Source organism: Anaerobiospirillum succiniciproducens DSM 6400 (genome assembly GCF_000482845.1).
GTDB lineage: Bacteria > Pseudomonadota > Gammaproteobacteria > Enterobacterales > Succinivibrionaceae > Anaerobiospirillum > Anaerobiospirillum succiniciproducens.
Genome location: NZ_KI519513.1, coordinates 83,140 through 97,409 on the forward strand (window position 1 = coordinate 83,140; position 14,270 = coordinate 97,409).

A 14,270-nucleotide genomic window follows, 5' to 3' on the forward strand; every position below is an offset into this window, starting at 1 on the left:
TATGCTATCGAGCGCGGATATGCTCTATGGCTATCGAGCGCGGATAAGCTCTAAGTTTATTGGCTTGGCAAGGGATTGATGAGCTAGATGGTAGACAAGTATTAATGAAAAAGGCCGCGCCTATCGTCCTGCTAGATTGAAACTACAGGAGATGGCGCGGCCTCTTGCTGTGGTGAGTAGACACAGCTTTAAGTTTGTATGGCTTAGTTAAGCTTAATTACTTCTTAGCTTGCTTTTCTAAGAAAGCAACGCCTAAATCTGGGAAGTCAGTGAAGACACCATCAGCATCAGCGTCAATTAAGATAGCCTTGAAGAGCTCATCTACGTTGCTTGCGTACTCAGGCAGAGCATCAGCACGTACGGTATATGGGTGAACCATCATGCCGTTTAAGTGAGCATTCTTTACAAAATCGTTAACTACGATATTGCCCTTCTTGGTCTTTTCTAAGTCAAAGAGCATAGCGTAGGTTGGGCCTAAGCCAGTGGCGTACTTAGAAACCTCAGGGAAGTTCTTAGGATCAAGTAAGTAGTTAAAATCAAATGGAACCCACTTGCCATCCTTAAGCTCGTAAGTCTCATTCCAATCGTTGTAGCCAAGGAGCATTACGGTCTTGAGCTTCATGCCCATCTTAGGCATGAGGGTGTCAACCACGTACTTGAGATCTGGGTAGTCGAAGGTCTGGAAGATTACATTGCTATCCTTAGTGGTGTAGCCGTACTTCTTGAGCACTTCTAAGGTAGCCTTAGAAATGTCCTTACCCTCTTGCTTGTGGAACCAAGGAGCCTTGGTCTCAACGTACAGACCGATATCACGACCCATGGTCTTATTGAGGCCCTGAATGAACTCAATTTCCTCTTCTAAGGTGTGAATCTTAAATACGGAGGTGAACATTGGGAAACGGTTAGGATAGCCCTGAACGCGCTTGCCATCCTTAATCTCAAAGCCTTCAGTGAAGTTTAAGGTCTTGATCTCATCTAAAGTGAAGTCAATTACGTAGTAGCGACCATCTTTACGGGCACGATTTGGGAACTTCTCGGCTACATCGGTAACACGATCGAGGAAGTGATCGTGAACTACAACTAAGCGATCATCCTTAGTCATAGCCAGATCTTGCTCTATATACTTAACACCCATGGTGTAGGCTAAAGCCTTAGACTCTAAGGTGTGCTCTGGCAGGTAGGCTGAAGCACCACGGTGAGCTACGATCACCTTATCCTGAACATCAGCTGCATAAGCAGCATTGACAGCTGCACTAACGGAAAAAACAGATGCAGTCATTAAAGCTGCGGCTAAAACGGACTTAGTAAACTTCATAAATAGCAACCAAAATACTATGAGGCTTGCTCAGAAAACTTATTACGTTTTCTTGATGGCCAATTTAATTGGCATGCTCATGTCCACACACAGTAAAAATTTGGCATGAGAGTTTTATGTTCCTATGGGTACATACAACCATCTCGGCCAAGCAAAAGACAAAGCATCAAGCAAACGTAAGATTTTGCAAAAATTAGCTAATTTTCAGTGAAAAATGCCAATTTTTTGCCAAAATCTAAGCAAAACACTCAAAAAACGGATAAAACTGTGAAGTGCTTTTAGTCTATATAGTCTTGATTAAGGCTGTATCAGATGCATGTAAAACTTAGTTGCAGATCACACAATGATAAGCTCAACTAATTTTAGGCCCACTATTAGCTTGTCAGCCCCCTTCATGAGAGCTCTCATGGCACCTTTTTTCTCACTGCCGCAGTCTCTTATCTATCTAATCAGCACACAACAAACATCATCACGCCAATGCGATAAAAGTGCTTAGATATCAAATTTACTAGCAGCAACAGCAGCAGTACTAAAGCAACAGTACACTCACCATTGGCCCTTACTCTCATATCAATTGCTACCTTAGCTTATAGCGCGGGCATATATAAAAATGTGTCTGTTTTCACTCAACACGATATGCCTACAGCCATAGCAAAACGCTTAGCTTGTATGACAAGATTACGCTATAACACCCCTCTTTAGAGTATTAACTGAAGCCTTTTAGAGCACAGATTCAACTAAGGATCATGCTATTGAAAGTATGCTTTGCCTATGTTCATTGTCTGTTGCTTATAGATAGCCATGAGGGGTGATTTACGACCAAGCTTAATGCACTGCATCAATAAACTCTTTGCACATCCATCTGCAGCTTCGCTCTTAGCATTACGTTTTAGTGCACAAGAATAAAGCTACACACTAGGATAAGCGTGCACTCATGTGTATGATCTTGCGCAAATGCTTTGTCTTTGAAACTTGGAGAAATTATGGATCACGTCAAATTAGAACTTGCACGTCCTTGCTTGCTAAACAAAAGCGAGTACTTAAAGCTTGCAAAAGCTAATATCAATATCCATAACCAGACCATAGTCTCAAGTAATTGCTATTTCAATGAGCCTACCTTGGTATACGGTAGCTGCTATCTATACCGTATTAAGATGGATAGTTACTCATACATCAACTACAGCTCTGATGTGCAAAACAGCTCTATAGGCCGCTACTGCTGTATTGGATCTAATTGCAATATTGGCATGCCTTTTCACAACTACAAAGCATTCTCATCATCTAATGTATGCAACAGTCAATCAGGCTTTTTACGTTTTTCAGGCCCAATTGACTATATGCCGCAGTGGCTAGATGAGCGCAATTACATCATGAGCTCACAAGTGCATATTGGACATGATGTCTGGATTGGATCTCATGTACGCATCCCTGCTGATGTCAGCATTGGTCATGGAGCTGTGGTTGGTACAGGCGCGGTCATCAAAAAAGACGTGCCACCATATGCCATCATCGATCATCGTGGAGATCATGTAAAAAACCGCTTTTCTGATGAGATCATTGCAGACCTCTTAGAGCTTAATTGGTGGGATTACGATCTGCCACGCATGATCTCTAAAAAGATGATCGATCCAAGCTTCCAAGAAAGCCCTCAAGGCATTATTGAGCTCATGCGCTCACAAGATACTTCTTCGTGGCTACGCATTGAACAAAAGTGGCGTGCCCTGTTAGTTTTCTCTGCAGATAAGAGTGCGCTTATCGATATTGACCCACAAACCGATCAGAACTTCTCTTCTGTCAATTTGCCTGCTGATATGCACAAGCAAATTTTTGGCAAGAGATAAGGCTCAGCTCACTATCAGCAGCCTGCAGCGAGCTGTTGGCTATAAGCAGTGCTCTGCTCATAATAAGATAAGTGCTGTTGGCTATGAGCAATGCTCTGTTCATAATAAGATAAGTGCTGTTCGCTATGAGAAGCGTTCTTTACGCATCTGCAAACTTATGTTCTACAATGCGCTCCATGCTTTTTATTTCTAGAGCTGTACACAGCTTTTGTCTTTGTTTAGAGTGTTAGTCCAAACGATTTAGTGCACCGACGCTCTCTTATATTGCAAAGGTAGAAAGGGATCTTAATGAAATCTATAGCAATTGAAACCGTGACTGAGCTTGATGAGCAGACTAGAGACAAGCTTACCGATAAGCATTTGTTCTTGGGTGAAAATGTAGAAGTCGCCCGTAATTGCTACTTCAATAAACCCAATCTGGTGTACTTCAATTGCTCTATCTTCAAAGTGAAGATGGATGCCTATTCATATATTCATCACCACTCAACAGTTATCAATACTGAAATTGGTCGCTACTGCTCATTAGGTCATGCTTTAGATATAGGCATGGGCCATCACAATTACAAAGCATCCTTTACCTCGCCATGCTTCTACTCGAGCTCAATGTTTCTACCATTCTCAGGTGATATCGACTATAGGCCTGAGTGGCTCGAAGCACGCCATGGTGAACAAACTAACCACGTTAAGATTGAGCATGATGTGTGGGTTGGTGGCCATGTGATGATTCCTAACGACGTTACGATTGGCACTGGCGCAGTCATTGGCGCGGGTGCTGTGGTAACTAAGGATGTGCCACCTTATGCGATTATCAATGCGCGTGGTGAGCACGTTAAAAATCGCTTTGCTGATGAAATCATTGCTGACTTACTCGAGTCTCAATGGTGGGAATATGATCTGCCAAAACTGATCGCCAGCAAGCTCGTCGATCCTCGTATACAAGAGCATCCAAGCATTTTGCTGCAGGCTATGAAAGATGCAGATTTAAGTACTTGGCCGCGTATTGGACAAGACTGGCATGCACTTTTAGTCTTTGCCAAAGACAAAGTACTGTTTACGCCTATTGATCCAAATACCGATCAAAACTTCACCTCAGTGAACTTGCCAGATTCAATCGTTGACTCGCTCTTTGGCGAAAAGTAATACAGCAGAGCTCAAGTACCAACACTGATCGCGTGCTCAACAGCATAGTGCAAAGCGCAAAGCTCAATAGCATAGTGCAATGCTCAAAGATCAAGGTTTAAAGCGCAAGGCTTAAAGTCTTATGCGCTACATCAATATGCGATCACACTGTCCGTCGCTCATATCTTGCTCAGGGGATTAATATGAAAGTCGTTGTTGCGCTTGATTCATTCAAAGGCAGCTGCACTGCCCATAATGCCTGCGAAGCTGTTGCAACAGGGTTTAAGAAGGCTCTGCACGATAGCGAGATTCTGTGCTGCCCTATCTCGGATGGTGGTGAGGGACTTATTGATAGCCTGTATGGTGTACTGCAAGAACAAGGCTTTGTTAAGCACCATTACACTGTACTTGGCCCATACCAAGGACAGGTAAAAGCAAGCTTCTTATATAACGAGCAACAAGGTGAGGCTATTGTAGAAATGGCCCAATGTAGTGGTATTGAGCTTAACTTAAACCACCCACGTGAGGGCGAAAAAGCCACTACATATGGTCTTGGTCAGCTCATTGGACATATCCTAAGCTTAAAGTGCCGCACGATTAAGATTGGGCTTGGTGGCAGTGCTACAAATGATGCCGGTGCAGGCTTTGCTCAGGCACTAGGCGCAAAGTTTTATGACTCGCATGACCAGCTCATTACTGAGCCACTATGCGGCTCTATGCTTAGCAAGATTGCCCGTGTAGACACAAGCGAGCTAGACGCTGCATTAAAAGACGTGGAGATTTTTGGCACCTGTGATGTAACAAATCCACTTACTGGCAGCAATGGCGCAACTTATACTTTTGGACCGCAAAAAGGGATCAAGGTGCAAAATCTAGCTACTCTCGATGAGGCTATGCAATCCTTTGCCACTCTCATGAACGCTCACTATAAGCGCAGTGTAGATACTGTTGCAGGTGCGGGCGCTGCAGGTGGCATGGGTGCTGCCTTACTCTGGTTTGCCCACGGCACTTTAGAGCGCGGCATTGATATTGTTATGCGCATCCTTAAACTTGAAGAGAAGATCAAGGATAGTTCCCTCGTTATTGTTGGCGAGGGGCGTATCGATGGCCAAAGCCTGCAAGGTAAAGCCCCGCTTGGCGTAGCTAAGCTTGCCAAAGAGCATAAGGTTCCAGTAATTGCCCTGTGCGGTTCTATCGGTGCAAATGCAGAGGCCCTTTACGAGCACGGCATTAACGCCATCTATTCTTTATGCACCGGCCCCATGACCTTAGACGAGGCAATGTCTAACGCCGAAGAGCTAATAGAAAAACTAAGCTACAACATCGCTCGCACCGTCTCATTATCCTTAAACTAATTTAGACGATACATAATTAGAAACTAAAGCATTTGAGTGAACATAAGGTTTTAAACTTATCATTTAGTTCTTTGAAGTTCTCGAAGTGGCCAAATAACTTACTCTTAAGAGTATCTAAAGACTCAAAGTATCGATAGTGCGTCATCTCACGGCGTGTGATTCACCAGCACTATGGTACTCCATCTGTTAATTGCTCTTCACTTTTAGATTTGCCTTTTGACGGCTGTGCCTGTGCTCTAGTGAGCGATAAGTTTAACTTTTCTTTTATAAGACGTTGGCACTGTCTAGTGCTAAGGCTAACATGAAACTGCTTATTGATGTAGTCAGCGACGCTTTTTCCATCCCAAATGGCATAATTATGCGTCTCTGGTGGAGATAGCAAGGCATCACGAACTGCATCGAGCTGAGTTTCGCTAAGTCGTCTTGGTCGACCAGGCGGAGCAGATAGTTTTAGGGCTTGAAATCCCTGTTCATCAGCAAGCTTAACCCAAAGATTGATTGTTGCTGGACTCTCACCACAAGCCTCTGATAATGCCTTAGTGGAAATGCCATTAAGGTACATGTTGACGATTGTGGCTCTGTAAATCATCTTCGTCTCAGCACTTTGCCGAACAAAGCTTGAGCCAGCTTCTTTTAGCTTTTCAATATCAGTTTTATAGCTACGTACTTTCATTTAAAAGACCATCTTAGGCTATACCTAATGGTAGCTTATCATGAATGTATTACTAAGCTTGCTTATTACCTAATCATTTATGTCGTTTACTATAAAACACTTACAGCCTAGCTTTAACGCCAATCAAAAAAGGCAGAGGCAGCAAAGTAATACTTCCTTACTGCCCAAAGTAATACTACCTTACTGTCTCAGTCCATTTTCTTTTAAATGTGTATCTTTAAAGCAAGTTCTGTCTTGATAGCTAGCCTATTTGCGCAAAATAATGATGAGCCATCCAATTAGCGCACGATAATGATGGAGCCGCCCTCATCGGCTAATGGCAGCTTATTAATTCGACCATGCTTAGCCTCAAACTCTGCGATTACCTCTTTGACGCCTTTGATGGAGGCGTGGTTGTAGTCGTGCAAGAAAAGATAGCCACCAGGTAAAGTACGCTCGTAAAAGAACTCTAAAGCTGTAGCCATTGGTTGTTTGAGGTCCATGTCTAAAGAGACAAAGACAAACTTAAGATCTTTTACCTCACGACAGGTCTTTTCGATCATGCCTTTATGAAAAACGGCTTTGTCTGCATGAGGCAACACGGCTTTAACTGCCTCGATGGAAGTGGAGTTAAAAGTCTGCTCATCACGGAAGAAGGTGGAGATTAAGCCCTTTTCAATGTCGTGATCGACTTGCTTCATATCGAAGCCTTCAAAAGTATCGAACAAATGCAAAGTACGGTTAGCAAAGGCAGCATTAATCATGCAAGAAAAACCGCCTTTCCATACACCAGCCTCAGCTACACATGCATCGGATTTAGCAAGCTCTTCATTAGAGGCAATCATCTCAGCACATAGCTGCATAGTGCGCCAGCGAGTGTAGTCATGGTGCTCAACGCTATCGATAAGTGGGCTTTGCACCTGATCGTAGGTCATGGGCGAAGTTATGATTTTGTTGCTGTTCTTAAGCACATCGTAAAAGACGGCCATCAGAGACTTGAAGTTATCGGCATTGAAGCTAAACATATTTTTCCTAATCCTGTGTATCTAACATCATGAGAGCAGAGCTAAGCGCTTATTAAACTTATCTTGTAAGCTAAGCGGTCTTTGAGCTTGGCTTATAACTAAGCGTGGTGCATGTATTAATAACATGAGGCCATGAGTCTAGTCAGGGTAAGCAATTAAGACTAGATCTGTAGATGGACTACCAAGTGTTGAGCGACGGATGCAGAACTTATAGCCTAAGTTTAGATCTTCAAGATAAGACTTAAGCTCATAGAACTCAGGGGCATTGTGATAGATAGCTACTACTAGCAGCGGGCGCTGGCTCTTAATAGTATCGAGGGCACCTTTGACGATCTCTACCTCAAAGCCTTCAACGTCAATCTTAATTACGCCCACTTCAAGCTGATGCTCTTTGACATAGCTATCAAAGGTAATTACTGGTACATCCTCATAGAACTCAGGGATATTGTAGTCAGCAGTTACGGATGCGGTAGCGTCTACCTTGCCTTGAAAGCCTGAGATACGTAAGGTATCGCTCTTATCGCCCAAACCTGTCTTAACAGGGATAACACGGCCTGATGCAACATCTGCAGATAAGGTTTTGATCATGGACTCGTAGTTGCCGCTTTGAGGCTCAAAAGCATAGATCTTAGAGAGGCTATAGAGATCTCTAAACAGTATGACGGTATCGCCAATATAGCCACCGATATCAACCACTGCCTTACCATTGAAGCGTTCTTGGTAGTTAACCTCGACCATACCCTCGCTATCGGCCTCTACCTTTAGATTGGCAGCAACCTCTTCATGCAGCTCACTCTTTTTGACCTTGCTAAGAAGCGGCAGCACATCATACATGCCGTATAAATTGGTGTAACTTGAGCTCCACTCGAGGTTAACTTGCTTTAAGAAAGCAGGCTCACCCTTAGCTACCCACTCATCATGACGATTAAACAGATAGCGATCAGTATCAGTCCAAAAAGCTTGTTGCTTGACTAAGCAATCATTAGCATTGATGACGTAGTGCACCATACGCTCATGATTTTTAACGTATTCTACAGATACCTCATCCATGCCATCTAGAAGCTTAGCTCTAACATCACGCATGACATGGGTGTCCATGTAATCAACAAAGCTTTGCTTGAAGATATAGTCGAGTGAGATATAGTTCGTCTTGATGTATGTGGCAAAGCCATGAGCATCTAAGGCAACACTCTCACCGCTTGGTAAAGTGATGTGGCCAAAAATCTCTGTTTGATTATCTGCACCCATTGTATTGTCCTGTTACTTTTGTTCTGTTACCTGTTCTTAACGTTCTTAAGCAAGGGAGGCTAATCATCTATGCCCAGAATGTATATCAATGCATGCGTCTAGATTTGCTAGCCTTAATGGCCTTAGCTTCAAGATCTAGCCTTAGCTACGTTAGCCACAAAATCTACGAGATTAGTCTCTCTTAGCATCTAGCTTTGCGTGCTTGGGCTAGGCTTTGCTCTAAATCTAGCTTTGCGAGCCTTGTCTGCTCTCGTCATGGAGCTTTCGCAAGAAGTATGGCGTGAGGAAGAATGACTTATCGTGAGGCTGTTTGTTCTTACGACCTTGCTCAAGGAGTGGCTTAATCATGCCCACTAAGCGCTCGAGGCTCTTATCGCAAGCATTGTACTGAGCTGCCTCATAGGCCTTTTGAGAGTAAGTCTCATAGTCAGCTAAGATGCTCTCTAATGCATCAAGATAAGGTTTAATTTCCTTATCATCAGGAACTACGCAATTGTTATCCTTAACCGCTTGCGGAGGATCAATTAAGATGCCTCCAAGTACAGAGTCATCGAAAGTAGCGCTGCTATCATTATTAATGACTACCTTACGACCAATGGCCTCTGGCAAGCCGCCAAGATTACTGGCGATTACCGGAACACCATTGGCGTTAGCCTCGGTTGCAACCATGCCCCAGGCTTCGTTGCATAAAGATGGCATCATGACTACTTTTGAAATGGAGTAGACCTCGTTCATGGCCTCAGTATGCTCAGCAACATCGATATTGCTCATGACATACTGTGAGTTCTCTTTAGTAATGAAACGCTCACCATTCTTGTGAACTAAAGCTTGCACGGTCGCGTTGTAGTCTGCTCGATTCTTTACAATTAAGAAGCGATATTGTGAGTCAGGATGGCGCTCTTTAAAGGCTAAAGCCGTCTTAATGAAGATGGAAATGCCCTTATTGTGACTTGGATTGACGTAAGTGATATAGCGCGGATTTTCTGCCTTGTGAGCTGCCTTAACGCGCTTTTCATCGATACACACACCAAAGTGCTTAACTTTAGCCGTGTGCTCGGAGATGCGCTCGTAGTAGCTTGCTAAAGCATATGAGTTGGTGAAGACTAAATTACAATCAGGGAATCTAAAGCACTCATGGGATGCATTACATAAAGCATAGGCGCATGGAATGCCACGGGTTTGAGCCTCACGACGCAAACTTAAAGAGAAGAGATCTGGGGCAAAACCCATCATCAAATCTGGCTCATATACATCAAGCAGACGTACAAAGATATTCCACAGATTGTTCTGATCTTGCTGCTGAATGTAATCAAGCTTTTTGCCTTGGGTTTGCACCACATAGTAGTGCAAGGAATCGAGATTAAAGTCTCTTAAGAAACCTGACTTGAGCTCTACTTGAGGGACGATGCGATCATAGACTACAGAGCCCGACTCATTGTCCATAGCATCTGTGCACAGCACGATCACCTTACAATTCATAGCCGCTAACTGCTCTAAGATGAATTTGTTAGAGATCGCTGCTCCATTTGAGGTATCTAAGAGATTGCTAATTGAATACCAAAGTATGGTATATGGCTTTTCCATAGTCGAACCAAATTGCAGTGTAAAAATGCTCAAGATGAGCGTAAAAATCAGGCAAACCTACTTTGCAAGATCACAATATCATGCTAGCAGTACTATAAAGCTTTTGTCAGCTCAGGCATACAAGCACTTCGATTAGTGGATGCTTAGAAGTGTATTATGCACTGTAGGCTGGTTAGCTTACGTGATTATGCTAAAACTTAATTAATCTTGATAGGCAACTAAGACTAAATCGGTAGATGGCACACAAATATTGCTGCGACGGATGCAGAACTTATAGCCTAGATTGAGGCTTTCTAAATACGGCTTGAGCTCATAGAACTCAGCGGCATTGTGATAGATAGCAATCACGAGCAGCGGCTTATAAGTCTTGATGGTATTTAGTGCGCCTTTGATGATATCTACCTCAGCACCTTCAACATCTACCTTAATTAATCCAACTTCTAAGCCATGCTCTTTAGCATAGTCATCAATGGTGACCACCTCAGCCTCTTCGTAGAGCTCAGGATTGGCATAATCATAGTATGAGCTAGCAGTTGCATCAGCTGCTGCCTCGGCTCTAGTGCCAGAAAAACGCAAGGTGCCTTTTTGACTACCGAGGCCCTTCTGTACCGGAACAACCTGACCATTTTCGATAAATGGCTTAACGAAGTTGCATAAGAAGTCGTAGTTTTTCTTCACCGGCTCAAAGCTGTAAATCTTGGACTTTTCAAAGATATCTTTGAACAGCACCACGGTATCGCCAATAAAACCGCCAGCATCAATTACAGCCTTGCCGTTGATAAATTCCATATAGCTAAGCTCTTCTTGTTCATTAGAGCTTACGCCGCTTGTAGATTTTTTAGCTAATCCAAGCACCTCATACATGCCGTACAGATTAGTGTATGCGGTCGAAAAATCCTGATTAACCTGTTGTAGTAGCGGAATCTGACCAGATGCAACAATCTCACGGTTACGCTCGAGCAAAGCCTTGTCAGTTTCCGTCCAAAACATATCAGACTTAATCAAAGACTGATCGCTTACACGCTGGAAATTAAGCAAATATTCAAAGCGGTCAATGTAGTCGCAAGACACAGCATCGAGCCCCTCTTTAAGCTTTGCTCTGATGGGGGCCATGGCATGAGTATCTTGATAGTCAAAGAAGTTTTGCTTAAACATAAAGTCATATGTCGCATAATTTTCTATGACAAAACGACCGAGCTCTTCTGCGTTTAGGCCTACTCTGTTGCCATTGCTATCGACGATATAGGCAAAAGCTTCGTTGGTTTCTGACATGGATCTTTGCTCAATGGGATTACAAATTGTTTCGTGCATCTACTGCGCGGGCGATGTGTTGCATATATGACTATTGCTCATACATGTACGAGCAGCAATACGTATTAACCATGCATCTGCGAATTAGAAACACCATCTAATGTATTGATGCATGGCTATGCTCTTTAACGAATGCGCCTATCTTTGCTAATGTGTCGGCGCACAAATAAGCTTGGATTAAGCGCTTTAGCCATTAAACCTTGGCGTTTAGCTCTCTAGTCCTTAAAGGCTAAGGAGCCGCTTGAAAGATCAAAACAGTCAGGCACAAAGATGATGTTTAAGTAAGCTGCATCGCCTTTAACATCCGCAAGATTGTCATAAACTTCATTCACGTAATCCAAATTAATCGGAATGATGGTGTTTTCTAAATCCTGATTAATACACAGCATAGTGTAGTTGTACTTATTAACCAGATCCTCGTGGAATGTAGGCCTGCCTGATTTAGCTAATAGAGCTGGCAAAAACTCAGATACAATCAGTGGTCTAAAGCCTTGCTCAAACATCTTCTTAGCACCAGCAAAGACCTTTGGCTCATGGCCCTCAACATCAATAAGAATGATATGTGGCCACTCAGACTTGTCCTTATCGGCATAGAAGTTATCTAAGGTATCTGCCTTAACAGAGATCTTGGTGTACTCTGAACCAAAAGCCTCAGTATTGCCTTCAAAAGCAAGGAAAGAGTTATTGCCTGCATTGGTGCTGTTGATAAAGAAGTCAAACTCACCTTGGCTATCAGACAGAGCCATGTTAATGGCATTGACACGATGCTCTAACTGATTGAGCTTAATGCTATTGGTAAGATAGCTAAAAGTCTCTGGAGTTGGTTCAAAAGCATCGACTGTTACATGGCTAGTAAACTTAGGTGCAAGCAAGCTATACCAGCCTAAATTGGCACCGATATTGGCAAACTTGAACTTGACGTACTTTGAAGCATACAGCGCCAAGAGCTTAGCAAAAGTCAAAGTCTCAGGAAGCTCCCAATAGCCATGCTCTTTAACCTGAGGGGATAAGAAGATATCGTGTTTCTCATCGATATTGTAGATTTGCATGACATATGGTTCACTGCCACAGCCACGTACGCCTGCAGGCAAATGTGAATTAAAGGAGCTATAGTCCTCGCTTGTGAGCTCATCAATTCCAGGGATTTGCACCAGAGCAAAATTATGGCCCGCAACTTTGCGGCATGCCAAATAGAAAGTATTGGCAGTAAAAGGACACTCAATACCGTCTAAGTCCTTAAGTATATCTGCCTCACTTGCATACTCTTTACCCTCAATACGTGACATCGCAACCGAGCTAAAGTGGCCTAAGGACTTAAGTGACATGAAATCAACACCTGCATTATCAAAGGCCTGCAGGGTATGAGCTAAGCCTGTATCTCGAGCTACTTTCTTACGCCAGCTAGCATCAAGCATGGTGATGAGGCCCTCATTAACCGTACGCACTAATAGCGGATCGTTAATGGCCTTGATGTAATCTTCATGAGTGGTCTTGATCTCAACTAGCGCACCATGAGCACAAACACGGTAGAGCTCACTCATCAGAGCTACAAAGTTTTCTTTAACCTCAGCATCATTGCCTATACGCTCTAAGGTGAAGATAAACTTAACTGCACAAACACTGTTATCTTTAAGAGCTTTTAAATCGCTGACGCTGCCAATAGCATAGTGATCGTGCTTTGCCTTTTTCTCAGGCAGAGCAATGTAGCCATCAAACTTGAAAGTATCGCCTCCAAATGAGATGCACTGTAGTTGTTCTGTAGCTTTGTTATTCTTCTTGCGATCGACCATGATTTTAGCTCGCTTATGTTCATGCTTTTGATTGAGCGCTATGCTCAATGACAGAAAACCTAAGTTGTCTAAATAAAGATAAAGTGTCAAAACAAACAGCTCCATGCTAGCGCTCAGACATAGCAAGCATGGCACGTTGTCAGCAAACTATTTGTGCAATTTGCAACTGTTCTAACACTCAATTAGGACATTAGATTGTATAGCAAAACAAATAGCCTAGTGCGTTAGATGCAACATAATTATCTAAAACACAGCCTCTCTTAGAAAACTTGTACCAAATCACTATACAAATTAGCTAATCTCTAAATTTGATCCTAGAAAAGCAAAGCTAAATCACCTTCTCTAAATAAAATTTCACATCTTAATTACAAGCCATAATTTGAGCGTATTATGTATTAGGCAGGTACTATCAGCTCATGCCTTGGGCAAGGCTGGCTCATTTAGCTTGTGCCTTACTTTAGCCTTAATTGTTCTATGTAGGCAGTATCGAGGTGGACTCTATGACAATGCGTATTTTAACCACAGGCGAAATCCATTCTTTTGCTCAACTGATTGATAAAACCATGGTCTATGTAGACAAGACTAAACCATTATGTCTGATGGCCTCTCAAAAGGATGATATTCTGCTAACTAGACCTCGTCGTATGGGCAAAAGCACGTTAGTAGATACACTTGAGTATCTGTTTTCTAAAGGCACAGTAGGCACAGAAGGGCTCTACTGCCACGAGCATTGGCCTGAGCCTAATCGCTATTTCGTCTTTCACTTTGATTGGAGTACCTTTGTAATATCTTCAGTAGATGATTTTAAGCAACGCTTAAATGATGATCTGGATGGCTGGGCTTTATACTTCGGGTTTGAAATCCCTACAAACAAACGTTTAGCTAGGCGTTTCGAGTTTTTAATTAAAGCATGCATTGCTAAGCTTAAAGACGAGGCGTTTTTAGCTGCGCATCCTGAGCTAAAGGAGGGTGATCGCCCATTTTGTAGCGATAGAGTTGTGTTACTTATTGATGAGTATGATGCCCCTCT

General features: G+C 42.9%; 11 protein-coding genes. 4 read left to right on the top strand and 7 right to left on the bottom strand.

Translation table 11 applies throughout. From position 1 onward, the window contains the following. Positions 1–217: 217 nt before the first annotated feature. The gene (gene glpQ, locus H524_RS0113095; protein ID WP_027940500.1) at positions 218–1,315 is read right to left on the bottom strand and encodes a glycerophosphodiester phosphodiesterase; all 1,098 of its coding nucleotides are present in this window, start codon (positions 1,313–1,315) and stop codon (positions 218–220) included. Between the two features lie 983 nt (positions 1,316–2,298). On the opposite strand from glpQ, the gene H524_RS0113100 reads away from it, so the two are divergent. The 3 genes from H524_RS0113100 to H524_RS0113115 all read left to right on the top strand — a co-directional run bounded on the left by H524_RS0113100 (position 2,299) and on the right by H524_RS0113115 (position 5,630). Beyond that, positions 2,299–3,156: a CatB-related O-acetyltransferase gene (locus tag H524_RS0113100; protein WP_027940501.1), complete on the top strand. Its 858-nt coding sequence runs from the start codon at positions 2,299–2,301 to the stop codon at positions 3,154–3,156. Positions 3,157–3,444: 288 nt separating this feature from the next. After that, positions 3,445–4,296, top strand: coding sequence for a CatB-related O-acetyltransferase (locus H524_RS17925; protein ID WP_052339120.1), 852 nt, complete (start codon positions 3,445–3,447; stop codon positions 4,294–4,296). A gap of 182 nt (positions 4,297–4,478) precedes the next feature. Beyond that, positions 4,479–5,630, top strand: coding sequence for a glycerate kinase (locus H524_RS0113115; protein ID WP_027940503.1), 1,152 nt, complete (start codon positions 4,479–4,481; stop codon positions 5,628–5,630). A 169-nt stretch (positions 5,631–5,799) separates the two neighbouring features. On the opposite strand, the gene H524_RS0113120 is transcribed toward H524_RS0113115, so the two are convergent. The 6 genes from H524_RS0113120 to H524_RS16940 all read right to left on the bottom strand — a co-directional run bounded on the left by H524_RS0113120 (position 5,800) and on the right by H524_RS16940 (position 13,240). Beyond that, positions 5,800–6,303 carry a helix-turn-helix domain-containing protein gene (locus tag H524_RS0113120; protein WP_027940504.1) on the bottom strand — a complete coding sequence of 168 codons (504 nt, stop codon included), beginning with the start codon at positions 6,301–6,303 and terminating at the stop codon, positions 5,800–5,802. 278 nt (positions 6,304–6,581) lie between these two features. Then, positions 6,582–7,307: a TylF/MycF/NovP-related O-methyltransferase gene (locus H524_RS16035; protein ID WP_052339121.1), complete on the bottom strand. Its 726-nt coding sequence runs from the start codon at positions 7,305–7,307 to the stop codon at positions 6,582–6,584. A 138-nt stretch (positions 7,308–7,445) separates the two neighbouring features. Continuing rightward, positions 7,446–8,555 carry an FkbM family methyltransferase gene (locus H524_RS16930; protein ID WP_052339122.1) on the bottom strand — a complete coding sequence of 370 codons (1,110 nt, stop codon included), beginning with the start codon at positions 8,553–8,555 and terminating at the stop codon, positions 7,446–7,448. Between the two features lie 225 nt (positions 8,556–8,780). After that, on the bottom strand, positions 8,781–10,139 hold the full coding sequence (locus tag H524_RS0113135) for a glycosyltransferase (protein ID WP_027940505.1): 1,359 nt from the start codon (positions 10,137–10,139) through the stop codon (positions 8,781–8,783). Positions 10,140–10,340: 201 nt separating this feature from the next. Further along, positions 10,341–11,411 (bottom strand): FkbM family methyltransferase, encoded by a 1,071-nt coding sequence (locus H524_RS16935; protein WP_052339123.1) that lies wholly within the window; start codon positions 11,409–11,411, stop codon positions 10,341–10,343. Between the two features lie 254 nt (positions 11,412–11,665). Next, the gene (locus H524_RS16940) at positions 11,666–13,240 is read right to left on the bottom strand and encodes an FkbM family methyltransferase (protein ID WP_027940506.1); all 1,575 of its coding nucleotides are present in this window, start codon (positions 13,238–13,240) and stop codon (positions 11,666–11,668) included. Positions 13,241–13,740: 500 nt separating this feature from the next. On the opposite strand from H524_RS16940, the gene H524_RS0113150 reads away from it, so the two are divergent. Then, the coding region (locus H524_RS0113150) for an AAA family ATPase (protein WP_027940507.1) at positions 13,741–14,270 on the top strand (530 nt) is incomplete at its 3' end.